This window comes from Phytohabitans maris, assembly GCF_031085175.1.
Taxonomy (GTDB): Bacteria; Actinomycetota; Actinomycetes; order Mycobacteriales; family Micromonosporaceae; genus Phytohabitans; species Phytohabitans maris.
The window spans coordinates 116,427-141,557 of record NZ_JAVHUY010000004.1 but is presented as its reverse complement, the minus strand read 5'-3'; the positions used below and the strand labels follow the sequence as shown (position 1 = coordinate 141,557).

Sequence of the window (25,131 nt, the reverse complement as noted above, 5' to 3'; positions counted from 1 at the left end):
GAAGGGAGCGCGAACGTGAAGGCCGTTGTCTACCGCGCGCCGTACGAGGTGGCGGTCGAGGACGTCGAGGACCCGAGGATCGAGGAGCCGCGCGACGCGATCATCCGGATCACCACGACCAACATCTGCGGCTCCGACCTGCACCCGTACGAGGGGCGGGAGGCCATGGAGCCGGGTACGGTGCTCGGCCACGAGAACATGGGCATCGTCGAGGAGATCGGGCCGGGCGTCGACCGGGTCAAGGTGGGCGACCGGGTCTCGGTGCCGTTCAACGTCGCCTGCGGTTCCTGCCGCAACTGCGAGGAGGGCTTCACCTCGGCGTGCCTGCGCGCCAACCCCTCCGGGCAGCCGGGCGCCGGCTACGGGTACCCCGGGATGGGCCCCTACCGCGGCGGGCAGGCCGAGCGGATGAACGTGCCGTGGGCCGACTTCAACCTGCTGGAGCTGCCCGCCGGCGAGGAGCGGGAGAGCGACTTCGCGCTGCTGTCCGACATCTTCCCGACCGGCTACCACGGCACCGAGCTGGCCGGGGTGGCGCCGGGCCGGACCGTGGCGATCTTCGGAGCCGGACCGGTCGGCCTGATGGCCGCGCACAGCGCGATGCTGCGCGGCGCCGCGCGGGTCTTCGTCGTCGACAAGGAACAGGACCGCCTGGTCCTGGCCGACGAGTTCGGCGCCACGCCGGTCGACTTCACCAGGACCGAACCGACCGGGTACATCCTGGACGCGACCGGCGGGTCCGGTGTGGACTGCGGCATCGACGCGGTCGGCTTCCAGGCGCGGGACGCGACCGAGCGGGAGCATCCCGAGCTCGCGCTGGACCGGGTGATCGAGGTCGTCCGCGACACCGGCCGGATCGGCGTGGTCGGCGTGTACGTGCCCCGGGACCCGAACTCCCCCGAGGAGCCGGCCCGGGCCGGGCGGATCCCGTTCGAGTTCGGCACGGCCTGGCACAAGGGCCTGAGCTTCGGCACCGGGCAGTGTCCGGTCAAGCGGTACAACCGGCACCTGCGCGACCTGATCGTCCACGACCGGGCGCAGCCGTCGAAGGTCGTCTCGCACGAGCTCCCGCTGGAGCGGGCGCCGGAGGCGTACCAGCACTTCGACAAGCGCGAGGACGGCTGGACCAAGGTCCTGCTTCACCCGGCGCCGGCCGCCTGACACCCGCGTATCGTCGTAGGGGTGGTCACCTGGGACGGCTGGGAGCCGTGGCGGACGGAGGCCGACGACCAGTGGCTGGCCGCACACTCCTCCGACGCGTTCTCCCGGATCCGCCGGGTGTTCCACCCCCTCGCCGGCGGCGCCGACGCGGTCTCCCACTCGGTGCTCGGTGGCATGTTCGGCGGGGCGCCGCGCAACCCGCAGCTGAAGGTCAAGGGCGTCACCCCCGAGCAGGTCCGGTACGCGGAGCGGCACTACGCCTACACCACCAGCCACGTCGACGTCGGCCTCTGCCGGCGCTGCGGACATCCGCTCGAGGAGCGCCACCACCTGCTGTACGTCGACCCCCACGGGCACCGGCAGCGGGTCGGGACGGCCCGCGCCTGCCGGCGCTGCGCCGCGCGGTCGTGGCTGTTCACCTCGCACATGCCGGGCGCCCGCCGGTTGGCCGCCGCCCGCGCCAAGATCGCCCTGTAGGGCGCCCCTGGCTCAGGCCGCGCGGCGCCGCTGCTGCTGCGGGACGGCGGCCGGCCGCTGCGGTACCCGCGCCTTCGGCACCTCGATGAGCTCGTCGATGTTGAACGGGCCGCCCATCGTCGCGCGGTGCTGCGCCATGTGCGCCCGCAGCCCGGCCTCCCAGATGGCCTGCTCCACGTCCGGCGGGGCGATCCACCGGTGCGAGTTGTCGCTGTAGTGCAGGTGCTCGTCGCCGCGATGCATAACGCTCATGCCCACAGGCTCGTCGCACCGGCCGTCCGAGAGATCCGCCACCTGAACGACATCGCGACCCGGTCACCGCCCGGGGTGGCGGATACTTTCCGGCGTGGAGACGGCATGCGGCTGACCATCCTCGGCGGTGGCGGCTTCCGCGTGCCGCTGGTGTACCGGGCCCTCCTCGCCGACCGCCGGCCCGGCCGGGTCACCGACGTGGTCCTGCACGACGTGGCCGCCGACCGGCTGGCGGCGATCCGGCGGGTCCTCGCCGAGCAGGCCGCGGGCATCCCCGACCCGCCCCGCGTCACCGCCACCACCGACCTCGACGAGGCCGTCCGCGGCACCGACTTCGTCTTCTCCGCGATGCGGGTCGGCGGCATGGCCGGGCGGGCGGCCGACGAGCGGATCGCGCTGGACGAGGGGGTGCTCGGGCAGGAGACGGTCGGCGCCGGCGGCGTCTCGTACGCGCTGCGCACTCTGCCGGTCGCCCGCCACGTGGCCCGCCGGGTCGCCGCGCTGGCACCGGGTGCCTGGGTCGTCAACTTCACCAACCCGGCCGGCACGGTCACCGAGGCGATGGCCGCCCACCTCGGCGACCGGGTCATCGGCATCTGCGACTCGCCGGTCGGGCTGGGGCGCCGGGTGGCCCGGGCGCTGCGCCTGGACCCGGCCGCCGTCCGGTTCGACTACGCCGGCCTCAACCACCTGGGCTGGCTGCGCGGCGTGCACGCCAGCGGCACCGACCACCTGCCCCGGCTGCTGGCCGACCGGGAGGCACTCGCGTCGTTCGAGGAGGGGCGGCTCTTCGGCGCCGGCTGGCTGCGCGCCCTCGGCGCGGTGCCCAACGAGTACCTGCACCACTATTACTACACGCGGGAGGCGGTGGCCGCCGCCCGCACCGGCGGCCGGACCCGCGGCGCCCTGCTGCTGGAGCAGCAGCGACGCTTCTACGCGGCCGCCGCCGGCCCCGGCTCGGCGCTGGCCGCCTGGGAGGACGCCCGCCTGGAACGCGAGCGGACGTACGGCGCGGAGGGCCGGGCCGCCACCGGCGCCGGCCCGCGGGACGCCGCCGACCTCGACGGCGGCGGGTACGAGCAGGTGGCGCTCGCCCTGATGCGCGCGATCGCCCACGACGAGCCGGCCACCCTCGTCCTCAACGTCCGCAACCGCGGCACGCTCGGCATCCTCGACGCCGAGGCGGTGGTCGAGGTGCCCTGCGCGGTCGACGCCACCGGCGCCCGCCCGCTCCCCGCCGACCCGCTGCCCGAGCACGCGGCCGGGCTGGTCTGCGCCGTCAAGGCGGTGGAGCGGGCGGCGATCGAGGCCGCGGTCACCGGGTCACGGTCAGCGGCGCTCAAGGCGATCGCGCTGCACCCGCTGGTCGACTCGGTCACGGTCGCCCGCCGCCTCCTCGACGCCTACACCCGGCACCACCCGCAACTGTCCTACCTGAGTCCGCGGCGCGCTCCCTAGTCGTCGTCGTCCTCGTCGTCATCGTCGTCGTCACCGTCGCCGCCGGGGCAGCCGGTCAGCCCCGCCAGGGCGGCCACCGCGCCGGTGGCCAGCAGCGTACGGCCGAAGAAGGCGCGCCGGCCCATCACGGCGCCCGCCCGCGGATGGTCCGCCGAGCCTCGCTCAGTGTCGTCCATGCCGGCATTCTCGCAGCGCGGTGCCCCCGGCCGGAAGGCCCGCCGCGCTCAGCCGTCGCAGATCCCGCGTGTAGCGGGCCCACGGCACGCCGTCGGAGTCGCGGTACTCGTCGCCGGGCGTCCAGCCCAGGCCGCGGTACAGGCCGCGGGCCGCCGGGCTCTCGGCGCGGGCCACAAACGCGCATCCGCGGGCGGACGGTCCGACCCACCGCCGGGCCCGCCGCCACCCGCGGCCGGCCCGCCGGGACGACCCGAGATCACCGGGTACGCGGCCTCGGCCGGCCCGGACGTCGACTACGACTGACCACTGTGGACGTCCACGGCGCGCTCACCAGCAGCCGCCGCAGGCGGGACGGTAGTCGCCGTCGGCGAACCGGACCGGGCGGCTGTAGGTGGCGTCCTTGCGCGGCAGCGGCGCCACGTCGAGCGCCGACGCCGGGTCGGCCCGGTACACCCGGACGCAGTCGACCGGTGCGTCGTAGTCGGTGACCACGCAGACCGCGAAGTCGGCCGGACCCTCCGCGACGTACCGCCCTTCGGCGAACGGGGTCGGCTCGCCGGCCCGGTAGCGCCGCAGGTCGCCGGCGCGCACCTGGCCCCACTCGCTGGCCAGGTCGTACCGGGCGTAGCCGAACCGGGCCGCCTTGTCCTGGACGGCGCAGTCGAGGTGCCCCTGGATCCGCAGGAACGCCTGCCCCCGCTCGGTCACCTCGACCGTGTCGACCGTCCCGGAGAAGCACGCCGCCCGGTGCCACACCGGATCCGCGGCCATCGCCGGCGCGGGCGTGAGCACCCCGACCGTGACGGCCATCAACGCCACGAGAGCTCGGACCACCGAACCGCTGCCTGCCACGCGCGACCTCCCCCATGACGCGGCCGAACTGGTGTTCCAATCCAAGCACAGCGACCCGTCACTGTCTTCCGCGAACCGGGTCCGCGGCGAACTTCGTTGCGCTATCACGCAAGGCGGCGTCAGGGCGTACGGGTGACGGCCTGGCCCGGCGCCACGTCGACGCGGGCCACCACCTCACCGGCCCGGCGGAACGTGACCGTGCGCGGCTCGCCGGTCGGGTTGACCACGGCGAGCGTGGGGCGGCGGGCGTCGCCGAACGCCATCCCGTACGGCGCGTCCGCGGTCACCTCCTCCCGCGGCGGGCCGAACGCGGCCAGCGACGAGGCGTAGTACCGGACCATGGCCCGGCTGGTGCTCTCCTCCCGCGGTGGCCCGCCGTCGAGCCGGCGCAGCGCCGCGTCCGGGTCGGCCGCGGCGAGGTCGGCGGCGAACAGGTCGCCCCAGACCCGCGGCTGCCCGCCGGTGACCTTGTCCAGGGCGGCCACCCGGGACTCGGCGGCGGCCGGGTCGGCCCGGTACAGCGAGCCGAACGTCAGCGGCAGCAGCTGGATCCCTTCCACCGACTCCGGTTTGGGATCGAAGAACGTGGCGTAGTCGATCTTCGCGTCCCAGACGATGCCGGCGACCCGGTGCGCGTACCCGGCCGGGCGCGCGAGCCCCTCCCCCAGCCAGTACATCCGGGCGGTCGCGGTCTCCAGCGCGTAGTGGGTGACGCCGTACGCGACGAGGTCGGCGCGGCCACGGACCTGGCCCCACGCCGCCACCGCCTCCCAGGCGGCCGCCGCCTCGCTGGACGACTCCTGGTTGTTGCCGTCGGCGAACGGGGCGAACCCGGAGGCGGCGCTGTGCCCCAGGTAGGGGTTGAAGACCCGGAACGGCGGGAAGCCCTCGCCGCCCCCGCTGTACTCGCGCGCGACGAGGTCGACCGCGCCGCCGTAGTCGCGCAGGAACTCCTGGTCCGCCGCGGCGAGGACGGCCGCCGCGCGCACCAGGTACCCGTACTGGAGGTGGTGGTCGTTGTAGTCCTGGCTGCCGAACTCGGCCGGTACCGCGACGAGCCCGCCCCAGGTCCGGTCGTAGGCGAAGTAGCGGGCGTCGTCCCCGCCGCCGTGGGTCAACCAGTCGACCAGCTGGGGGCGGAGCCGGTCGAGCGCCGCCCGCCGCCGGTCCTGGGCGCCCACGCCCTGTGCCACCTGGGCGATCGTGGCCAGCCGGCCCAGCTCCTTCAGGCCGAAGTAGCTGCCGCCGGCGCCCGGCTCGTCGGCCAGGTCGCGGTCGAGGTCGGCCACGACGCGGGTACGGTCGGCGCCGGCGACCTGGGGTGCGGCGGTGAGCAGGCCGGGCATCGGCACCCGTACCCGGATCTCGCCGGCCTCCACGATGGACAGTGTGCCGAGCGCGTCCCGGTACGCGCCGGCCAGCTCGCGCGGCGTTCCGGCGGCGAAGCGTTGCTGGTGCGGCAGCAGCGCCCAGAGGCCGGGCCGGCCGTCGCCGCGGTCGGCGGTGAGCGTCTGGGTGACCGTGCCGGCCGCCGGGTCGTACCCGGTCGCGGCGCGGGTCGCCAGCACCGGGCGGGCGGCGGCGTCCGCGGCGGCGGCGTCCCAGGCGCCCTGGTCGGCGCCGTCCGGCACCCGGGCCACCGCGACCCGCCCCCGCGCCGCGCCGGTGGCGGTGAACCGCGTCCCGTCCTGCCGCCACCCGCCGCCGCTGGCGAGCAGGTCCCAGCGCTGGCCGGCCACGGTGAGGCGGGCCGCCGCACCGTCCACAGAGGACTCGCCGGCGGCGGTGAGCACCGGGTCGGTGCCCTCGAAACGCAGGTACAGCAGCGGGCTGCCCTGCACCACGGTCGCCTCCACCGAGCCGCCGTCGCGCAGCGTGGCGCGCAGGACCACGTGGAACGCCCCGTACCCGACGACCTCCACGCCGCGCAGCGGCCCGCCCGCGGTGACCGCCGGCACGAACGGCGTGACGACCGCGTTCGCGGAGGCGGTCGGCGGCGCGGAGCTGACCAGCAGCCCGCCGTCGGCGGCGCGCACCGCGAGCGGGCGGGCCCAGATCTGCTGGGTGAGCGGCCCGGTCAGCGCCGAGCTCCACCACTGGTTCGTCGGCAGGGCCGGCCCTTCAGGTCACCGCCGGCCTGGGCGGGTGCCTTGCCGGGCGTGGCCGCCAGCGGCGTACCCGTGGCGAAGCTGCCTTTCCCGCCCGGGTCGGGGGGCGCGATCCGGGTGCGGGCGGCGGCCTCGGCGGCCGGCGCGGCGGCCGGATCCGCCGGTGGTCGGTCCTCGCCGGAGTCGCAGGCCGCGACGGTGACGAGCAGGAGCACGGCCAGCGCCGTACGGGGATGCCGCATCGCCGCTCACCTCCCGCTGTTGACCGCGGGGGTGCCCCCGGCGGCCGTCCGGGTGTCGATCCGCACGGTGAACGGCAGTCCCGGCACCAGTTTCCGGACGGTGCCGCGCTCGCCCTGGTCCGGCACCAGGACCACGGTGAACGCCTCGCTGGCCCGGGTGTCGCCGACCCGCGGGACGACGCGGTCGAGGCGCGCCGCGATCGGGTCGTCGAGCCCCTTCGCCGTGATGCTCGCCGCCATGTCCAGCCGGAGCCGGCGCAGCTCCTCGACCGAGGCGTCGGCGTTGAACGTGAGCTTGGCCGGGTCGTAGAGCGTGACGACCGGCTGTCCCGGGCCCGCCACCCCGCCGGCCGCCGCGTCCACATCGGACACGATGCCGTCGATCGGCGCGCGCAGCACCTTCTCCTCCGGGTCGCCGTCCGGCGCGGTGACCGTCACCCGGGCCAGCTCGTCGCCGGCCGACGCCTCGGTCTGCGGCGCCGCCTTCACGCTCTTCACCGTGCCGGCGGCGGCACTGCCCACCGGTACCGGCCGCGCGGTCAGCACCGCGTGGCCCAACTCGACGTACCTCCCCTCGGCCAGCCGGTCGCGGGCGATGTAGATGCCGCCGGCGATCGCCACGCCCAGCAGGACCAGCACCACGACGGTGGTGCGCAGCCCGCGCAGGAAGGCGCGCAGCCGCAGCCGGGCCGGTGGGCGGCGGCGCGAGGCGGCCGCGTACGTCTGCTCGCTGCGCGCCGGCGGCCGGGGCAGCGGGATCTCGGTCGTCTTGACGTCGGTGGTCGGCCGAGCCGCGCGCGACGAGGTTGACCCGGTTGACGAAGTATTGCGGTGACTGCACGAACGCCACGTCCGGGTCCTGGAAGTGCGGCAGGACCTCGATGAGGAAGTTCGGCTCGGGCACGTGGTCGGCGTCGAGGATCACCACGTACTCGCCGGTGGTGCGGGCCAGCGCGGCGTTGACGTTGCCGGCCTTGGCGTGCGCGCGCTCGGCCCGGCGCAGGTAGCCGACGCCCTCCTCCGCGCACACCCGGGCCAGCTCGTCGCTGTCGCCGTCGTCCAGCACCCAGGTCTGGTGCGGCAGCTCCATGTCGCGCGCGGCGACCACCGTGCGGCGGACGAGCTCGGGCGGCTCCCCGTACGCGGTGACGAACACGTCCATGGTCGGCGGGGTGGCGCCGGCGCGCAGCCGCTCGCGCCAGACCGTGGCGCCGACCGGCTCGGGGCGGTCGTCGTTGGCCAGGATCGTCCACCAGGTACCGACCACGTGCAGCGCGGTCAGCCCCTCGGCGAGCAGCATCGCGCTTCAGAGCCACAGTGGACCCCGGTAGGCCGGGTTGAGCAGGAAGACCTGGTAGAAGATGGTGGCGAGCAAGGCTCCGAGGATCGCCACCCGGGTCGATCTCTGCAGCGGCCGCCAGGCCAGGCGCCTGTTCGCGCCGCGCGTCCGGCCGGACGGTGCGGTGGTCGGCATGGGCTTCCCATCTGGGTTTTCGGTCTCAGAACGACGTTCGCCCCGATGTGGTGCATACCGTTCCCGACGATAGGACAGGGCCGGCCGTCCCGCATTTCGCGGCCGTTGTGGCGAGTCACACCCGTGACAATCTGGCCGTGTCGCGTTTATCCGCGCCCGATCTGGTTAAGGGTCCCTACCCGATCAGTCCCTTGTAGACCGTCGATCCACGGATCGTCCGATGTGGACTCTCATCCCAGCCGCGCGGTGTACCGCACCCGGCCCCGTTCGACGACGGCGAGCGCGCGCCTCCCGGGCAGGCCGAGGTAGGGGCAGCCGTCCACACCCTTACGCAGCGTCGCCGACTCGTCCCCCGGAGTTATCCACAGGAGGGCACCGGTCCCCACCCACGGCTCCAGGTCGAAGTCGTACCGCGCCGCCTCCGGCTCCTCCCGCGCCCGCCCCGTCCACCGGCCGCCCTCCACGAGCGGGTGGGAGTCGGTGCCCCAGATGTCCACAAGCCGGGTCCCCGCCGCCGGCCGCCCGAAGTAGCTGATCGCCCAGCCGGTGTGCCGCCCGACCGGCACCTGCGCGATCACGCCCCGCACCTCCGGCGCCGCCCCCAGGATGCGCGGCACCACGAACGGCGCCCCGGGGCCGGGCGCCACCGGGAACGGGGTGTGCTCCACCGGCTCGGCCAGCCGCATCGCCCCGGTCATCGCCACCCAGGACGGCGGGAGGTCGCGCGGGTCGCGGCGGACCCCACTCGGGTACTCCCAGAACCACCCGTCCAGGCCCGCCGTGTCGATCGGCCAGCAGACCAGCGCGTCGGTGAACGGGCAGCGGGCGACCGGCACCTCGGCCAGCAGTCCCCGGGCGCGGCCGGCCGCCCTCTCGCCCCCGCCCCCCCCGGCCCCCCCCCCCCCCGCGCCCGCCCCGCCCCCCAGCCGCTCGCCCTCCGCCAGCAGGAGGCGCCGTTCGCGCACGGGCACAGCCTGTCAGAGCGGCGTCCCCCCGTACATCGCCGAGCTGGAGACCGTCCAGGGTCAGCGTGATCGAAGCTCCCTTCACGTCGCTAGAACGACTTGACGGGAGCTTCGATCACCAACGTGGGGGGTAGGCGGCGGCGCGGTCGTCCAAGGGGCGGCGGCGCCGGGCCGCCTCGGCCAGGTACGGGGTCTGCCAGCCACCGTCCGCCCGGTACAGGTCGGTGCCCGGCGGGACGATCTCGTCGATCCGGTCCAGCGTGGCGTCGTCGAGCACCAGCGGCGCCCCCTCGAGCAGCCCGTCCAGCTGCTCCATCGTGCGCGGGCCGATGATCACGGAGGTGACCGCCGGGTGGGCGGCGGGGAACGCGACGGCGAGCTGGGGCAGCGTGCAGCCCAGCTCACCGGCGAGCGCGACGAGCTGTTCCAGGGCCTCGAACTTGGCGGCGTTCGCCGGTATCGACTGGTCGAAGCGGCCGGGGTTGAGCCGGGCGCGGCCGGTGGTCAGGTCGACCGGCCGGTCTTTACGGACGTTGCCGGACAGGAAGCCGGCGGCGAGCGGGCTCCAGGTGAGCACGCCCATGCCGTACCGCTGGGCGACCGGCAGCAGGGCCGCCTCGACGCCGCGGGCCAGGAGCGAGTACGGCGGCTGCTCGGTGCGGAACCGGCCCAGCCCGCGCCGCTCGGCCACCTGGTGCGCCTCGACGATCTCGTCGGCGGGGAAGGTCGAGCAGCCGAACGCCCGGATCTTGCCGGCCCGCACCAGGTCGGTCAGGACGGAGAGGGTCTCCTCGACGTCGGTCGTGTGGTCGGGGCGGTGGATCTGGTACAGGTCGATCCAGTCGGTGCGCAGCCGGCGCAGGCTCGCCTCGACCTCGCGGACGATCCAGCGGCGCGAGTTGCCGCCCATGTTGGGGCCCTCGCCCATCGGGAAGTGCACCTTGGTCGCCAGTACGACGTCGTCGCGCCGCCCGTCGAGGGCCTTGCCGACGATCTCCTCGGACTCGCCCCCCGAGTAGGCGTCCGCGGTGTCGACGAAGTTGACGCCGCGGTCGAGTGCGGCGTGGATGATGCGCGCGGAGTCGTCGTGGTCGGGGTTGCCCGCCGAACCGAACATCATGGCGCCGAGACAGTGGACACTCACCTGGATACCGGTGCCCCCGAGTACGCGGTAACGCATGGTCGGGACGTTACGTCTTCGAGCGGGCTCGAAGTCAAGCGCTGGCGTCGGCCGGCTCGGCGCTGCGGGCCGCCACGGAGACCCGCTGCCGGCGCCCGAGCGGGCGGGCCACGGCGGCCGCGCCGGCCAGGGCGAGCACCGGCATCAGCGCGGTCACCGGGCGCAGGCCGGTGACCGCGTCGACGGTCGCGCAGAGCGCGAGGGCGGCGGCCATGGCACCGAGCGCGAGCGGTACGGCCGGCTCGTCCCGCCAGGCGCGCACGCCCACGACGGCGACCAGCGCGGCCACGGCGATCAGCATGAAGTCGGAGCCGACCGGTATCCAGTCGACGACCACCGCCGGGTCGCCCGCGGCGGTGCCGACCAGGTCGCGCCCGGAGGCGGCGCGCACGCCGAGCGCGGCGGCCACTGCGGCGGCACCCACGAGGGGGTACGGCGCCCACGGGTTGCGGGGCTCCAGGCGGGTGGCCCAGGCGACGAGGGTACCGGCGGCGACCACCCCGGCGAACGGGTCCATCGCGGTGGCCAGCAGCACCCCGGCGCCGAACCAGAGCGGCCCACCGCGCGGCGCTCCACCCCGCCAGGGCAGCGCGCAGAGGGCGGCGGCGACCGCGAGGGCGGCGAACGGTTCGAGGAACTCCGCCCGGGCGAGCGGCACCATCACCGACGGCACCAGCATCAGCGCGGCGGCGACCAGCCCCGACCGCCCCCACAGCCGGCTGCCCTGCCAGGCGACGAGCGCCACCGCCGCGCCGTACGCGAGGATCGGCGTCACGCTCTCCGGCCAGCTCGCCACGGTCGGGTCGGGCAGGGCGGGGCCGCTGCCGACCGAGGCCTTGCCGACGTTGACGTTGCGGATGACGAGCGCCAGTACCACGTACCCGATGCCGAGAGCGCCCCAGGCGGCGACCGGCACGCGCGACGGCGGTGCGGCCCGCGGACCCGGCGGCGTCGGCGACTCGGTGGTCGCGGACGGGCGGCGACCGGCCGCGAGGTCGGCGAGGAGGGCGACGGCGGCGAGGACGTACACCGGGTAGTTCGGGGTGTGGTACCGGAAGATCGAGTCGTCGTTGACGATCAGGTTGAGCGCGAGCGTGGTGCCGATCATGCCCACGACCAGCGCGGAGAGCTCGCTGCGGAAGCGCCACGCCACGCTCAGCGCCGCCGCCAGCAGCACGGCGGTGAGCACCAGGTCGGTGCGGATGTGGTCCCAGTCGCCGGCGACGATGCGCGCGGCGGTCGCCGGCACCGACGCCACCACCTCGGCGAGGCCGTGCGTGCCGGTGTTGTTCTCGTAGGTGGCGATGGTGGAGAAGCCGCCCGCGTACGAGGCGGTCATCTGCCCCTGGACCCAGACGATCACGGCGGTGGCGGCGGCGCCGGCCGCGGCGAACGGCGCCCAGGCGTTCTTCACCTGCCGGTCGCGGACCGCGACGACCAGCCAGGCCAGGACCGTGCCCACGGTCACCGACACCGCGAACTGCCGGGTGAACAGCCCGAGCCCGAGCAGCACCGCGAACGCCACCACGTCGCGCCAGCCGGCCCGGCGGCGCAGCGGCAGCGCGAGCATCGCCGCGGTGGTGAACGCCATCGCGAGCGCCTCGGTGTTGGCGTGCACGGCCCAGTTGGCGGCGAGCCACGGGGTGATCGCGAGCGCACCGGCCAGCAGCCCCCACCGCGGCCCGAACATGCGGGCGGCGAGGACGGCGAGGCAGGCGACGCCCGCCGCGTACGCGACGACGGAGACCGCCACCATCGACCACGGACCGAAGACCGCGACGAACGGGGCGGAGAGCAGCCGGGTCATCACCCGCGGGCCGACGGTCGCGGCGTAGTCGCCGGCGAAGTACATCTGGTAGTTCTCGGCGTGGCACCACGGGAGGCTGGAGGTGGCGCAGTCGATGCCGTCCTTGTCGGCCAGGAACTCGACCGTGCGCCGCACCGCCTCCGGCTCGGAGTCGCCGAGCAGGCGGAACGTCCAGGCCAGGTGGAACGCCGTGTCCGGCCCCCACTGCACCCGGGTCACGATCGTCACGTACACCGTCGCGACGTACAGCACTCCCAGGAAGACCCAGCCGAGCAGCGGAAGCGACGTGGCCGGACGGCTCGTCACCGCACGTCCTCTCGCCACCTCGACCGCACGTCATCAAGCTACCAAGCCGGCCGATCTGCGGAAACGTCAAGGTGACAGGCTTGTTTCGCGCCGTCCGCCGGGCCCGCGCGCCGATCGGGCCCGGATTGTCGCTTTGCCGCCCCGACGCGCCAGCCCGGATTGTCGGCTTTGTTGGTAGCGTGCCGGCGTGGGGTTCGAGGACCTGATGGAGCACGTGGCGCGCGGTTTCGAGGTGATCGGCGTCGCGGTGCTGGTGGTCGGTCTGGTGTGGTCGGTCGTCCAGGCGCTGCGGCTGTGGCGCGCCACCAGCGGCCGCCGGGCGTACCAGGCGCTCCGCGAGCTCTTCGGCGGCGCGCTCCTGCTCGGCCTGGAGGTGCTGGTCGCCGCCGACCTCATCCGCACCGTCGCGGTGAGCCCGACGCTGGAGAGCGTCGCGGTGCTCGGTGTGATCGTGCTTATCCGGACGTTCCTCAGCTTTTCGCTGCAGATCGAGATCGACGGCGTACCCCCGTGGCGCCGCGCCCTGACCAGCGGTGCGACGGTGATGGCGCGGGCCGCGTCGCGCGCCCGCTCCTCCTCGCAGTGACGGATGACGGCGGATCCCGGGGTCAGACCAGGATGGCGCCGCTCGCCGCCAGCATGTCGAGCGCGGCCTCGTCGAGGCCGCAGTCGCGGGAGAAGGTCGCGCCCCGCAACCGCGCGGTCAGGATCGCCCGCGACATGAGCTCCCCGTTCTCGATCCGCCGCCGGACGAACTCGCCGGCGGCGGTCGCGTAGAGGAACGACTCGCCATCGGGATGGGCGGTGAGGGCGTACGCGTCGAGCGGCGCGGTTACCTGCCAGCGCGCGGGTCCCGCCGGCAGCGGCCAACACTCGATCCGCCCTGACCCGCGGGTGAGCACCACCTTGCCGGGTCTGACGAGGATCTCCGGCCGCTCCTGGTAGTACCTGAAGCCCTCGGCCTGCCAGATCGGCGTGCCGGTCAGGTCGCACAGAAGCACTGTGTCGTCGTCCGCTCGGCACCAGAGGGTGTCGCGGAGAAAGCCCAGCCGCCCGCCCGCCAAGCGCCATCGGGCCAGCGCCTCCCACCGGCCCGAGCCCTCGTCGAAACGCTCGACGACGACCTCGCCGTCGACATGGGCCACGTGGCAGACCCCGTACGAGTCGTCGTACGCGATGTGACCGAAGCGCCTCTTCCGCGGCGTGACCGACGGCGACGGCAGGGCCGCCTCCACCGCCAGGTCGGACCGGTTGTGGACGGCCAGATCGCCATACGGATCGCCCACCAGCAGGGCCGGGGCGCCCCGCCACCGGATCGGCCAGGCGGCCCGGAGCGCGGCGACGGGCGTCATGTGCCCGGTGCCCGCGTCCACGATCGCCTGGTAGCGGGGCCCGCCGTAGAACCGGTCGCCGCCGAGCGGGAGGATGGATCGCGACTTCGTCAGGATCAGGCCGCGGGCGGGCGTGGCGAGCCGGCGGGGTGGACGGCCGAGGTCGCCGCCGTCCCAGGCGTACAGCGCCTCGCTGGTGTCCGCGACGATCGTGCCGCCGTCGGTGACGACGACACCGTCCACGGTGACGCCGCTGCCGAGGATCCGCGACGTGTTCAGCCGCGCGCCGGTCAGGTTCGCCCCGCGCAGGTCGACCCCGCCCAGGACGGTCATCGTCAGGTCGGTGTCGCGCAGGTCCGCGCCGGCCAGCGAGAGCTCGTCCTTCCGCGCCACCAGCCCGATCAGGTTCGCGCCGGCGAGGCGGAGCCGCTCCCCCGGAAGCCGGGCGGCCAGGACGCAGTTGGCGCCGACCAGCCCGGTCTCGACGCCGGCGGCGCCGGTCGCCCGGGCGATCGCGAGCAGCCGCTCCGCACCCTCTGGATGGGCCGCGACCATCGAGCGCAGGAACCCCGCGACAGCGGGATCCCCGGCACCCCTGCCGAACGTCCGCGCGAGTCGGGGCATCGGCTCGGCGGTGAAGCCGGACAGCGGCGGCAGGGTGCCGTCCGGACGCCGGTCGGCGAAGTACTCCGACCAGAGCGCCGGCGCGCCCGCCGCCGAGACCGTGCCCAGCAGGTCGAGGAACGCGCCGCCGAGCACGCCGAGCTCGGCGGCGAACTTGTACGCCACGAACCATTCCAGAAGGGACCGGTGCGCCGGCGTGTACTCCCCGGCCGCGTCGCGGTTGAGCAGCGTCTGGGCCCGCATGTCGTGCTCCCAGTGGTCGAGGTCGCGCTCGGCGACCGCCGCGCCGAAGTACGCGCGCAGCCGCTCCGGAAACAGCCGGTAGTGCATGCTCAGCGCGCTGGTCGACTCCATCTCCCAGGCCAGTTCGCAGAGGAAGTACAGCTTGTCCGCCCGGCTGGTGAACGTCCGCTCGGCCTTGATGTCCTCGTCCAGCTTGTGCCGGATCGCGTACAGGTACACATGGGACAAATCGACCGGTTCGCCGGCCTGGATCTCCGGCAGCGCGGTGAGCACCAGGTCGGACATGACCGGCCGGCGCAGCAGGTCACGCAGGCCGGGGTCGCCGGTGACCCACGCGACCACCTCCTCGTCGGCGGTACGCCCGCGGATCATCCGGCCGATCTGCTCGTCGTCCAGCGGCGAGATCTCCACGACGTCGAAGCGGGGCGTCTCGCCCTCGGGCGGGACCACCGCCGCGTACACCTCGCCGCCGAGCAGGCGGCGGGTCTCGTCGGCGTCCGGGAAGTGCTCGGTGCGGCCGCTCAGCAGCACCTTGGTACCCGGGTGGGTGACCTTGGCGAGCTCCCAGAAGTTCGCGACCATGGTCTGCCGGTCGACCCGCGCGGCCATCTCGTCGAACCCGTCGAAGATCAGCAGGAGGCGGCCGGTGCGGTTGAGGTAGTCGAAGACGCGCTCGTTCAGGGCGATGTTGCGCTCGGACAGGAACTTGTAGACCACCGCGCCCACGTCGGCGGCCTTCGCGTAGTCCCGCAGCGGGATCAGCAGCGGCAGCCGGGGCCGGGGGCCGCGCTCCTCGCGCGCCGCCCGCCACGCCTTCGACAGCTGCCAGGCCAGGTGCAGGCTGAACCAGCTCTTGCCACTGCCGAACTCGCCGAGCACGGAGAGGTGCTCCCGGGCCGTGTCGGCCAGCCACCGCGCCGCGTACCGGTCGAGGCCGCCGTCCCGCCACGGGTACTCGCTCGACGTGCCGTCCGGGTCGTCGCGGTGGCAGGAGAGCGGGACGTAGCGGGCGGGCAGTTGGAGCCGCTCCACCTCCCGGTCCAGCCATTCGACGTACGGCTCGAAGTCGGCCGCCATGTCGACCAGGTCCTCGAAGGTAAGGCAGAGCACGGAGCCGTCCGTCGCCGCGGCCTCCTCGGCGGCGGTGCTGATCCGGCGCCGGGCGACCAGCCACACGCCCTGCGCGCCCTGCCGCTCCTTCTCCTCCAGCGCCCGCTTCACCTGGCCGGCCAGCAGCTCACCGTCGACTCCGACCAGCACCACCCGGGCGTACCGGCCCGGGGTGACCGGGGCCCGGACCACCCAGCCGACCGCGCGTTCGCCGGGGTCGAGCCGGACGAGCACCGGGTGGTTCACGGCGGCGAGCCAGTCGGCGATGTCGGACTCGAGCCGCTCCAGCGGCGTGGCCTCGCGCCGCTCCGGCTCCCGCGCCTGCCGGGCCTCCTCCTCGTTCTGCCGGACCTGCTCGATCCGGCCCAGCCCGGCCCGGAACTCCTCGGCCATCCGGTCGAGCTTGCGGTCGGCCCTGTCGAGCTTGCGATCGGCGCTGTCGAGCTTGCGATCGGCGCTGTCCAGCTTGCGGTCGGCCCTGTCGAGTTTGCGGTCGGCGATGTCCAGCTTGCGGTCGGTGGCGACGTGCGCCGGGTCGCGGGTCGCCGCGACGAGGCGCTCGAACACCGCGATGAAGCCGTCGATCTCGTCGACGTCCCGGTTGTGCAGGTGGCCGAACTCGCCCGTCTCCCGGTTACGCTCGACCGCGTCGCGCAGCTCGGCCCGGACCCGGTCCCAGTCGCCGCCGGCGAACGACCGCTCGAACGCGCTCCGCACCCACTCGTCGGCCAGCAGCCGCACCACGGACCTCGGCTTGCCGGCGCAGTGCTCGACCAGCGCCCGCGCGTACACGCCGCGGAAGTCGGCCGGCGGCACCTCGCCGGCCAGGCCGAGCTTCGAGAGCAGCCCGACGACGTCGGGGCTGCGCAGCGCGCGCTTCTTCGCCGGTCCGGCGGCCGCACCCTGGAGGGCGCGGACCACCGCGATGATGGGGTCGGTCACCGATCCGGGATACCATGCCGCCGCTCGTCGCGGCCGGTCGCCTTCCCGACACCGGATGCGGTCCAGAGGGTGATGCCCGACGGCGTCCGCCGCGACCTGGCGATGGCCGGGCCGTTACGCGCATAGGGTGGTGGCGTGGCACACGAGGTGTGGGCGCGCGGAGACGCGTACGAGGCGTACGTCGGGCGGTGGAGCCGGCGGGTGGCCGCCCGGTTCGTGCGGTGGCTGGATGTGCCGGCGGGGCGGCGGTGGCTCGACGTGGGCTGCGGCACCGGCGCGCTCAGCGCGACCGTGCTGACGCTGACCGAGCCGGCCGAGGTGACCGGCGTCGACCCGTCCGGCGGGTTCCTCGCCACGGCCCACGCGCAGGTCGCCGACCCGCGGGTGTCCTTTGTGTCCGGTGACGCGCGGGCCCTGCCGCTGCCGGCCGCCCGCTTCGACGCGGTGGTGAGCGGGTTGGCGCTCAACTTCGTACCCGAGCCGGCTCAGGCGGCCGCCGAGTTCGCGCGGGTGGCCGCGCCCGGCGCGGTCGTCGCCGCGTACGTGTGGGACTACGCCGAGGGCATGGGGCTGATGCGCCACTTCTGGGACGCCGCCGCCGCGCTCGACCCGGGCGGCGCGGAACTCGACGAGGGCCGCCGCTTCCCGATCTGCCGCCCCGGCCCGCTGCGTGCACTGTGGACGGACGCGGGCCTGGTGGACGTCTCCGTCGAGGCGATCGACGTCCCGACGGTGTTCACCGGCTTCGCCGACTACTGGGAGCCGTTTCTGGGCGGGCAGGGAGCCGCCCCGGCGTACACGGTCTCGCTCGGCGAGGAGCGCCGCACCGCGCTGCGCGACCTGCTCCGCGACCGCTTACCGTCCAATCCGGACGGTAGCATCGCGCTGAGCGCCCGGGCGTGGGCGCTTCGCGGTCACGTGGCGGCCACCTGATCCGCCTTCTGGCGGCAGCTTTCCAGGAGCCTGCCGGTCGCCGGCGCGTCCACGCCGTGGCCGGCGGCGGCGCGCAGCACCGCTCCGCCGATCGCGTCGACCTCGGGCATCCGGCCGGCCTCGACGTCGCGCTGCATCGACGACCTCATGCCCGCCGGTACGCGGTCGAAGAAGCCGAGGACCGCTTGAGTGTCCACTGTGGCGCCACTGGCGCGGGCCGCCGACACCACCTCACCCACCACCGCCTCCAGTTCGGCGCGGTGCCTTTCGCGGACCTCGCCGGCGGTCGCGCCGTACGCGGTGGTGAGCAGGGCGAGGGGCGCCAGGAAGGCGAGCTTGTCCCAGAGCACCGCCGCCTCGCCGTCGCGCACGGACGCGTCGATGCCGGCCGCGCGGAGCTGGGCGGCGAGCGTATCCAGCCGGGTGCGCGGGGTCCGGTCGCCGGCCACCTCGACGACGCAGAACGGGCTGGCGTGCGCGATCCGCCCGGGCGCCGTCCGCGTCGACTCGACCCGGATCGCGCCGGCGAGCACCTGAGCGGCCGGAAACCGCTCGCGCAGCGCCGCCATGTGGTCGACGCCGTTGAGCAGCGGCAGCACCAGGCCGGCGCCGAGCGCCTCGGCCGGTACGCCGTCGAGGGCCGCGTCGAGCGCGGTCGCCTTGGTGGCGACCACGCACAGGTCCACGGGCGCGGCGAGCCGCGGCACCGCGGTGGCGGGCACGTGGAAGTCGCCGTACTGGGCGCTGGCCACGTGCAGCCCGCCGGCGGTCAGCGCCGCCGCGGTCCGCGGCCGCGCCACGTACACGACCGGGTGGCCGGCCCGGGTCAGCACCGCGCCGACCAGCCCGCCGACGCCACCCGGCCCGACCACCGCCACGCTCCACGGCGAGTCCGTCACGTGCCCTCCCCCAGCTTGCGACCGGGCGTCAGCCCTGGCGGCCGGTGAACCGCGGGTTGACCCGGTTGACCACGCGCACCCGGCCGCCGCGGCGAACCACCACCGCGCCGGGCTTGCGGGCCAGCGAACGTAGCGAGCTACGCACCTTCATCATGGTCCCCTTTCCACAGGGCGTCCGGCCACACAGCCGTCGCCGGCATCCCGCAACGCCACGGGAGGCCGCCGGATTCCCGGGTATCGCCATCCGATTCTTGCGGGGTTGTTGTCGTAAGATTTCGGATGTTGATTCAAGTGTTGCGAAGGTGTGTCGCATCCTGGCACGATGACCGTCGATCCCCGGCCCGCAGACCCCCGAGGAGCGTCGACATGGCGGTATCGCGCCGTACCTTCGTGACGTCCGTGGCCGCCGGCTCCGCCCTGGCCGCGGCCTCGACCACCGAGATCGTCTCCGCCCTGACCAGCGCGGCCGGCGCCGCCAGCCCACCCGGCGACGTGGTCGGCAAGATCTCCGTCGGGTACCAGGGGTGGTTCGCCTGCCCCGGCGACGGCGCGCCGATCGGCGGGTGGTGGCACTGGAGCCGCGACCGCTTCCAGCCGCCCTCGCCGAGCAACACCACGATCGTCTCCTGGCCGGACCTGCGCGAGCTGACCCGCGGCTACACCACCGCCTACCCCAACCTCGGCAACGGGCAGCCGGCCCGGCTCTTCTCCTCGTACGACCAGCAGACCGTCGACACGCACTTCACCTGGATGCGGGACCACGGGTGCGACACGGCGGCGCTGCAGCGGTTCAACCCGTTCGGCGACGAGGGGCCGACCCGCGACGCCATGGCGGTCAAGGTCCGCGACGCGGCGGAGCGCTTCGGGCGCAAGTTCTACATCATGTACGACGTCACGAGCTGGACCAACATGCAGGCCGAGCTGAAAACTGACTGGACCACCAAGATGTCGGCGCACACCGCGTCCCCGGCGTACGCCCGGCAGAACGGCAAGCCGGTCGTGTGCGTCTGGGGGTTCGGCTTCGCCGACCCGGGCCGCCCGTTCGCGCCGGCGCCCTGCCTGGAGGTGGTCAACTGGTTCAAGGCGCAGGGGTGCTACGTGATCGGCGGCGTGCCCACGTACTGGCGGCAGGGGATCAACGACTCCCGACCCGGGTTCCTCGACGTCTACCACGCGTTCGACATGATCTCGCCCTGGATGGTCGGCCGCACCGGCACGCTCGACGGGCTGGACTGGTTCTACACCAACGTCAACGTGCCCGACCAGGCCGACTGCGACGCGCACGGCATCGACTACCAGCCCTGCGTGATGCCCGGCGACCTGTCCACCGGCGCCCGCGCGCACGGCGACTTCTACTGGCGGCACTTCTACAACATGGTGCGGCTCGGCTGCCAGGGCATCTACATCTCGATGTTCGACGAGTTCAACGAGGGCAACCAGATCGCCAAGACCGCCGAGACCGCCGCCACGGTGCCGGCCGGCACCGGGATCCGGCCGCTGGACGAGGACGGCACGTTCTGCTCCTCCGACTACTACCTGCGGATCACCGCCGACGGCGGCCGGATGCTGAAGGGGCAGCTCCCGCTCACCGCGGTGCGCCCCACGCCGCCGGTCGCCGGCGGTGGGCCGCAGCCCGGCGGCAACCTCGCGGCGGGACGGCCGGCGACGGCGAGCAGCCAGACGCAGAGCTACGGGCCGGGCAACGCGGTGGACGGCAACGCGGGCAGCTACTGGGAGAGCGCGAACAACGCGTTTCCACAGTGGATCCAGGTGGATCTCGGGTCGGCCCTGCCGGTGGGTCGCGTGATGCTGAAGCTCCCGCCCGCGGCGGCCTGGGCCACGCGCACCCAGACGCTCTCGGTGCAGGGTGGCACCAACGGCTCGACGTTCACGACGCTGGTCGCCGCGGGCGGGCGCACGTTCGACCCGGCCACCGGCAACACGGTGACCCTCACCTTCCCCGCGGCGAGCGTGCGCCACCTGCGCGTACACGTCACCGCCAACACCGGCTGGCCGGCGGGACAGCTCTCCGAGCTGGAGGCCTACGCGTCCTGACCCGCGGCTCCGCCGGGGCGGCACGCCGACTCCCCGCTTTACGTCATTAGGACGATTAGTTAGCATGGGCCGCGTGCAGCGGTTCTCCGGGATGGCCGTGACCGTCGACGTGGTCGTTCTGACCATCCGCGACGACGAGCTGCAGGTGCTGCTGGTCGAGCGTGGCGTCGAGCCGTTCCGCGGCAGGCTGGCGCTGCCCGGCGGGTTCATCCGGGCGGAGGAGGACGCCGAGCCCGCCGCCCGTCGCGAGCTGGCCGAGGAGACGGCGCTCGGCGGCGAGAGCCTCTATCTTGAGCAGCTCCGCACCTTCGCCGCGCCGCACCGCGACCCCCGCGGCCGGGTCGTCACCGTGGCCTACCTGGCGATCGCGCCCGACCTGCCGGTGCCGGTGGGTGGCACCGACGCCCGCGCCGCGCGCTGGCAGCCGGTGTGGTCGGTGCTCTCGCGCGACGTCGAGCTCGCCTTCGACCACGCCGGGATCGTCGAGCACGGGGTCGACCGCGCCCGGTCCAAGCTGGAGTACACGACGCTCGCCACGGCCTTCTGCCCCGAGGTCTTCACGATGACCGAGCTGCGCCGGGTGTACGAGGTGGTGTGGGGGGTCTCCATCGACGCCCGCAACTTCCACCGCAAGGTCACCAACGCCGACGACTTCCTCGAGCCGACCGGCGAGCGGCGGGTCCTGGAGACCGGCCGGCCGGCCGCGCTCTACCGCCGCGGCCCGGCGAGGACCCTGTTTCCCCCGATGCTGCGCACCGCGTTCCCGCCGGTGCTCCCCTCCGACCCGGACTCCTGAGCCAGCGCCACGCCGGCGGCGGTGCCGCTCCCGCCGAGGGTCGCCCCGGCGACGTACCGCCGGATCTCGTCGGCCCGCCACAGCCAGGCCACGTCGCGGCTGAAGGACCAGACCAGCAGCGCCAGCGCCGTCCCCACCACGGCCACCGCCATCGGGTACGGCAGCAGCCCCGAGCTCGCGGCCGCCAGCACGACCCCCTGGATCGCGGCGACCGTCTTGCGCGACATGCGGTGCGGCAGGGCGGCGCGCAGCCAAGGCAGCACCCAGCTGGCCACCACGAACGCGTACCGGAACGCGCCGATCGCCAGCACCCACAGGCCGAGCGAGTCGGCGACGACCGCGCTCAGCACCAAGATGAGGATGGCGTCAACTTCCATGTCGAAGCGCGCGCCGAGCGCCGAGGTGCTGTTGGTACGGCGCGCCACCTGGCCGTCCACGGCGTCGAGCGCGAGCGCCACCGCGGCCAGCGTCACGAAGACCGCGACCGGCGCGGCGTGCCCGGTGAGCCAGTCGGCCGCCAGCGCCGCCACCCCACCCACCAGCGTCGCGCGGGCGAGGGTGACCTGGTTGGCTGGGCCGAGAAAGGTGGTGCCGGAACGGCGCAGGGCCCGCCCGAGCAGGACCCACGTGCCGACCGCGTACACGACGCCGACCGCCCACCCGGCCGCGTCGAGACCGACGCCCGCGGCCAGCATGCCGAGGAGGAGGAACTGCACCGCCAGTCCCGCGGTATGCCCGTCGACGGTCGGGGTGGTTTCGAGGGGCCGGTCGCTGACGGTCAACGTTCCTCCGTAGTTGTCTGGGCGGGTAGGGCCCCACCACGTATGGTTACCAGGGCCCACGGTGTGGAAAACGGGAAACGGGCCGGATTGGTTCATCGCCCGCGGAAGGAGATCCATGACGCTCCGTGGTCGAGCGTTCTGGCTCGGGTCCCCGGGCGCCGGTGAGATCCGCCCCGTCACCCTCGATCCACCCGGCCCGGACCAGGTGCTGGTCCGCTCGCTCTGGTCGGGCGTGAGCCGGGGCACCGAGACGCTCGTCTTCCGCGGCGGGGTGCCGGAGAGCCAGCACGCGGCGATGCGGGCGCCGTTCCAGGAGGGCGATTTTCCGGCCCCCGTCAAGTACGGCTACCTCAACGTCGGGGTTGTGGAAAACGGCCCCGACGAACTGCGCGGGCGCGTGGTCTTCTGCCTGTACCCGCACCAGACCCGCTACGTCGTCCCGGCCTCGGCGGTGACGCCGGTGCCCGAGGGGGTACCGCCGCGGCGCGCCGTCCTCGCCGGCACGGTGGAGACCGCCGTGAACGCCCTGTGGGACGCGGCTCCCCTGGTCGGCGACCGGATCGCGGTGGTCGGTGGCGGCATGGTCGGCTGCGGCGTCGCCGCCGTGCTGGCCCGCTTCCCCGGCGCGCGGGTGCAGCTCGTGGACGCCGACCCGGCCCGCGCGGGGGTGGCGGCCGCGCTGGGCGTGGACTTCGCCGCCCCCGAGGACGCGGACGGCGACCGTGACCTGGTCATCCACGCCAGCGCCACCTCGGCCGGGCTGGCCCGCTCGCTGAAGCTGCTCGCGCCGGAGGGGACGGTGGTGGAGCTGAGCTGGTACGGCGACCGCACGGTCACGATCCCGCTCGGCGAGCACTTCCACTCCCGCCGGCTGACGGTGCGCAGCAGCCAGGTGGGGACGGTGTCGCCGGCGCGGGCGGGACGGCGCACGTACGCCGACCGGCTCGCGCTCGCCTTGGAGCTGCTCGCCGACCCGGCGTTCGACGCGTTGTTGACGGGCGAGTCGACTTTCGACGAGCTGCCCGCCCTGCTCCCCAAGCTGGCCAGCGGCGAGCTGCCCGCGCTGTGCCACCTCGTCCGCTACGACACCGACCCGCCGCCCGCGCCGCACGACCCCGCCGCCGCGCACCCCGGATCCGACGGTGCCGCGCGGGCGGAGCGGCCGCCCACCGACACTCGCCCAGGAGGTTGAGGATTTGTTCAGCATCACCGTCCGGGACCACATCATGGTCGCGCACAGCTTCCGCGGTGAGGTGTTCGGCCCGGCGCAGCGGCTGCACGGCGCGACGTTCGTGGTCGACGCGACGTTCCGCCGGCCGGAGCTCGACGCCGACAACATCGTGGTAGACATCGGGCTGGCGACGGCGCAGCTCGGTGAGGTACTGGGCGAGCTGAACTACCGCAACCTCGACGACGAGCCCGCCTTCGCCGGCGTCAACACCTCCACCGAGTTCCTCGCCAAGGTCATCGCGGACCGCCTGGCCGACCGGGTGGACGCGGGCGCGCTCGGCGAGGGGGCGCGCGGGCTGGCCGGGATCACGGTCACGCTGCACGAGTCCCATGCCGCGTGGGCCAGCTACGAGCGGACCTTGTGAGCGGACCGGCCGGCCCGGCGCGAAGCCCCGACACGGCCCGGGCGAGCTGGCCGCCCGGAGCCGCACCACGACGGACCCGTCTCCCCGCACGAACCGCCGAAACGGCGCGGCTGAGCCGGCCGCCGGGGACGGGACCGCGGCAGGGCCGCCTCCCGGCGCAAGGCGCGGGCACCACGCGGGCGAGCCGGCGGCCGGGGACGGGACCGCGGCAGGGCCGCCTCCCGGCGCAAGGCGCGGGCACCACGCGGGCGAGCCGGCGGCCGGGGTCGGGGCCGCGGCGCGCGCGAAGCGCGGGCGCGGCGTGACCGAGCTGCACGTCGTGGTCCCCGCGGGTGTGGACGACCCGGCCGTCCCGAGCGGCGGCAACCGCTACGACCGCCGGGCCTGCGAAGGGCTGGCCGCGCTGGGCTGGCACGTCGTCGAGCACCCTGTGGACGGCGGGTGGCCCCGCCCGGCCGCCGCGCAGGTCACCCGCCTGGCGGCCACCCTCGCGGCCGTACCTGACGGTGCTCTCATCTTGCTGGACGGCCTGGTCGCGTGCGCGGCGCCCGAGGTGGTCGTACCCGCCTGCGCGCGGCTGCGGCTCGCCGTCCTGGTGCACCTGCCGCTTGTGGACGAGGCCGGCGACGCCGACCTGGACGCCCGCGAACGCGAGACCCTCCGGGCCGCGGCCGCCGTCGTCGCGACCAGCGAGGGTGCCGCCCGGCGGCTGGCCGCACTGCACGGTCTCGACGGGGTACGCGTGGCCACCCCCGGCGTCGACCCCGCGCCCCTGTCCCCGGCCAGCGCCGCCGGCTCGCGCCTGCTCTGCGTGGCCGCCGTGACCCCACGCAAGGCCCAGGACGTGCTGCTCTCCGCCCTCACCTCGCTCACCGAACTCGACTGGACCTGCGCCTTCGTCGGCGCGCTGGACCGCGACCCGGTGTACACGGCCCGGGTCACCGCGACGGCCGGCGAACTTGGCGACCGGGTCAACTTCGCCGGCCCGCTGGTCGGCGCCGACCTGGACGCCCGCTACGCCGAGGCGGACCTGCTGGTGCTGCCGTCGCACGCGGAGACGTACGGCATGGTGGTGACCGAGGCCCTGGCCCGGGGCGTACCGGTGCTCGCCGCCGAGGTGGGCGGCGTGCCGGAGGCGCTGGGCTGGGCACCGGCGCGGGTACAGCCCGGGATGCTGGTGCCTCCCGGTGACCCGGCCGCGCTGGCGGACGCGCTCCGGCGGTGGCTCACCCAACCTGAGGTACGGGTCAACCTACGCGCCGCGGCCGCCGCCCGACGCTCCACACTGGACGGTTGGGGCGCGACCGCGCGAGCCCTGGCCGGCGCCCTGGACGCGCTGTGACCGGCTACGCCGGCACCGGC

The 25,131-nt window shown here is 74.6% G+C and carries 24 protein-coding genes and 2 pseudogenes; 10 read left to right on the top strand and 16 right to left on the bottom strand.

What is annotated here, in order from left to right; all coding sequences use genetic code 11:
• Positions 1-15: 15 nt before the first annotated feature.
• Both RB614_RS05630 and RB614_RS05625 read left to right on the top strand, forming a co-directional pair.
• Positions 16-1,161: a glutathione-independent formaldehyde dehydrogenase gene (locus tag RB614_RS05630; RefSeq protein ID WP_308711276.1), complete on the top strand. Its 1,146-nt coding sequence runs from the start codon at positions 16-18 to the stop codon at positions 1,159-1,161.
• Positions 1,162-1,182: 21 nt separating this feature from the next.
• Entirely contained in the window at positions 1,183-1,638 is a 456-nt protein-coding gene (locus RB614_RS05625) for a hypothetical protein (protein ID WP_308711275.1), read from the top strand.
• 12 nt (positions 1,639-1,650) lie between these two features.
• Here RB614_RS05625 and RB614_RS05620 read toward each other — a convergent pair whose 3' ends face one another.
• Positions 1,651-1,890, bottom strand: a complete 240-nt coding sequence (locus RB614_RS05620) for a hypothetical protein (RefSeq protein ID WP_308711274.1) — start codon at positions 1,888-1,890, stop codon at positions 1,651-1,653.
• A gap of 105 nt (positions 1,891-1,995) precedes the next feature.
• Between RB614_RS05620 and RB614_RS05615 the strand changes: the two genes are divergently transcribed.
• Positions 1,996-3,348 carry a 6-phospho-beta-glucosidase gene (locus RB614_RS05615; RefSeq protein WP_308711273.1) on the top strand — a complete coding sequence of 451 codons (1,353 nt, stop codon included), beginning with the start codon at positions 1,996-1,998 and terminating at the stop codon, positions 3,346-3,348.
• Here the strand turns inward: RB614_RS05615 and RB614_RS05610 are convergent.
• The 11 genes and pseudogenes from RB614_RS05610 to RB614_RS05560 all read right to left on the bottom strand — a co-directional run bounded on the left by RB614_RS05610 (position 3,345) and on the right by RB614_RS05560 (position 12,459).
• On the bottom strand, positions 3,345-3,524 hold the full coding sequence (locus tag RB614_RS05610; protein WP_308711272.1) for a hypothetical protein: 180 nt from the start codon (positions 3,522-3,524) through the stop codon (positions 3,345-3,347). The genes RB614_RS05615 and RB614_RS05610 overlap by 4 nt on opposite strands.
• Positions 3,511-3,699 (bottom strand): hypothetical protein, encoded by a 189-nt coding sequence (locus RB614_RS05605; protein ID WP_308711271.1) that lies wholly within the window; start codon positions 3,697-3,699, stop codon positions 3,511-3,513. The genes RB614_RS05610 and RB614_RS05605 overlap by 14 nt, the downstream gene beginning before the upstream one ends.
• A 153-nt stretch (positions 3,700-3,852) precedes the next feature.
• The gene (locus RB614_RS05600; protein WP_308711270.1) at positions 3,853-4,377 is read right to left on the bottom strand and encodes a hypothetical protein; all 525 of its coding nucleotides are present in this window, start codon (positions 4,375-4,377) and stop codon (positions 3,853-3,855) included.
• A gap of 119 nt (positions 4,378-4,496) precedes the next feature.
• On the bottom strand, positions 4,497-6,413 hold the full coding sequence (locus RB614_RS05595) for a glycosyl hydrolase (protein ID WP_308711269.1): 1,917 nt from the start codon (positions 6,411-6,413) through the stop codon (positions 4,497-4,499).
• Positions 6,414-6,454: 41 nt separating this feature from the next.
• Entirely contained in the window at positions 6,455-6,727 is a 273-nt protein-coding gene (locus RB614_RS05590; RefSeq protein WP_308711268.1) for a hypothetical protein, read from the bottom strand.
• A 6-nt stretch (positions 6,728-6,733) separates the two neighbouring features.
• Positions 6,734-7,366, bottom strand: a complete 633-nt coding sequence (locus RB614_RS05585) for an HlyD family secretion protein (protein WP_308711267.1) — start codon at positions 7,364-7,366, stop codon at positions 6,734-6,736.
• A 139-nt stretch (positions 7,367-7,505) separates the two neighbouring features.
• A pseudogene (locus tag RB614_RS05580) lies at positions 7,506-7,889 on the bottom strand (glycosyltransferase); the annotation flags it as partial.
• A gap of 144 nt (positions 7,890-8,033) precedes the next feature.
• Positions 8,034-8,201, bottom strand: a complete 168-nt coding sequence (locus RB614_RS05575) for a hypothetical protein (protein ID WP_308711266.1) — start codon at positions 8,199-8,201, stop codon at positions 8,034-8,036.
• Positions 8,202-8,431: 230 nt separating this feature from the next.
• Complete coding sequence (locus RB614_RS05570; protein ID WP_308711265.1) at positions 8,432-9,037, bottom strand: hypothetical protein; 606 nt, start codon at positions 9,035-9,037, stop codon at positions 8,432-8,434.
• A gap of 244 nt (positions 9,038-9,281) precedes the next feature.
• Entirely contained in the window at positions 9,282-10,346 is a 1,065-nt protein-coding gene (locus RB614_RS05565; protein WP_308711264.1) for an aldo/keto reductase, read from the bottom strand.
• Between the two features lie 34 nt (positions 10,347-10,380).
• Positions 10,381-12,459: an ArnT family glycosyltransferase gene (locus tag RB614_RS05560; RefSeq protein WP_308711263.1), complete on the bottom strand. Its 2,079-nt coding sequence runs from the start codon at positions 12,457-12,459 to the stop codon at positions 10,381-10,383.
• Between the two features lie 187 nt (positions 12,460-12,646).
• On the opposite strand from RB614_RS05560, the gene RB614_RS05555 reads away from it, so the two are divergent.
• Positions 12,647-13,045, top strand: a complete 399-nt coding sequence (locus RB614_RS05555) for a DUF1622 domain-containing protein (protein ID WP_308711262.1) — start codon at positions 12,647-12,649, stop codon at positions 13,043-13,045.
• Between the two features lie 22 nt (positions 13,046-13,067).
• On the opposite strand, the gene RB614_RS05550 is transcribed toward RB614_RS05555, so the two are convergent.
• Entirely contained in the window at positions 13,068-16,709 is a 3,642-nt protein-coding gene (locus tag RB614_RS05550; RefSeq protein WP_308711261.1) for an NACHT domain-containing protein, read from the bottom strand.
• Positions 16,710-16,844: 135 nt separating this feature from the next.
• On the opposite strand from RB614_RS05550, the gene RB614_RS05545 reads away from it, so the two are divergent.
• Positions 16,845-17,642, top strand: coding sequence for a class I SAM-dependent methyltransferase (locus RB614_RS05545; protein ID WP_308711260.1), 798 nt, complete (start codon positions 16,845-16,847; stop codon positions 17,640-17,642).
• On the opposite strand, the gene RB614_RS05540 is transcribed toward RB614_RS05545, so the two are convergent.
• On the bottom strand, positions 17,624-18,541 hold the full coding sequence (locus RB614_RS05540) for a ketopantoate reductase family protein (protein ID WP_308711259.1): 918 nt from the start codon (positions 18,539-18,541) through the stop codon (positions 17,624-17,626). The genes RB614_RS05545 and RB614_RS05540 overlap by 19 nt on opposite strands.
• Positions 18,542-18,569: 28 nt before the next feature.
• Positions 18,570-18,692: a 50S ribosomal protein L36 gene (locus tag RB614_RS05535; RefSeq protein ID WP_308711258.1), complete on the bottom strand. Its 123-nt coding sequence runs from the start codon at positions 18,690-18,692 to the stop codon at positions 18,570-18,572.
• Positions 18,693-18,907: 215 nt separating this feature from the next.
• On the opposite strand from RB614_RS05535, the gene RB614_RS05530 reads away from it, so the two are divergent.
• Both RB614_RS05530 and RB614_RS05525 read left to right on the top strand, forming a co-directional pair.
• Positions 18,908-20,596: a glycoside hydrolase family 99 protein gene (locus RB614_RS05530; RefSeq protein WP_308711257.1), complete on the top strand. Its 1,689-nt coding sequence runs from the start codon at positions 18,908-18,910 to the stop codon at positions 20,594-20,596.
• Between the two features lie 91 nt (positions 20,597-20,687).
• Complete coding sequence (locus RB614_RS05525; RefSeq protein WP_308711409.1) at positions 20,688-21,392, top strand: NUDIX hydrolase; 705 nt, start codon at positions 20,688-20,690, stop codon at positions 21,390-21,392.
• On the opposite strand, the gene RB614_RS05520 is transcribed toward RB614_RS05525, so the two are convergent.
• A complete protein-coding gene (locus tag RB614_RS05520; protein WP_308711256.1) occupies positions 21,305-22,174 on the bottom strand; it encodes a CDP-alcohol phosphatidyltransferase family protein in 870 nt (289 codons plus the stop codon). The two genes, RB614_RS05525 and RB614_RS05520, sit on opposite strands and share 88 nt — an antisense overlap.
• A 115-nt stretch (positions 22,175-22,289) precedes the next feature.
• Here RB614_RS05520 and RB614_RS05515 point away from each other — a divergent pair.
• The 3 genes and pseudogenes from RB614_RS05515 to RB614_RS05505 form a co-directional block, all read left to right on the top strand.
• A pseudogene (locus RB614_RS05515) lies at positions 22,290-23,261 on the top strand (zinc-dependent alcohol dehydrogenase); the annotation flags it as partial.
• Positions 23,262-23,370: 109 nt separating this feature from the next.
• Entirely contained in the window at positions 23,371-23,769 is a 399-nt protein-coding gene (locus tag RB614_RS05510; RefSeq protein WP_308711255.1) for a 6-pyruvoyl trahydropterin synthase family protein, read from the top strand.
• A 301-nt stretch (positions 23,770-24,070) separates the two neighbouring features.
• Positions 24,071-25,111, top strand: coding sequence for a glycosyltransferase family 4 protein (locus RB614_RS05505; RefSeq protein WP_308711254.1), 1,041 nt, complete (start codon positions 24,071-24,073; stop codon positions 25,109-25,111).
• Positions 25,112-25,131: the final 20 nt, after the last annotated feature.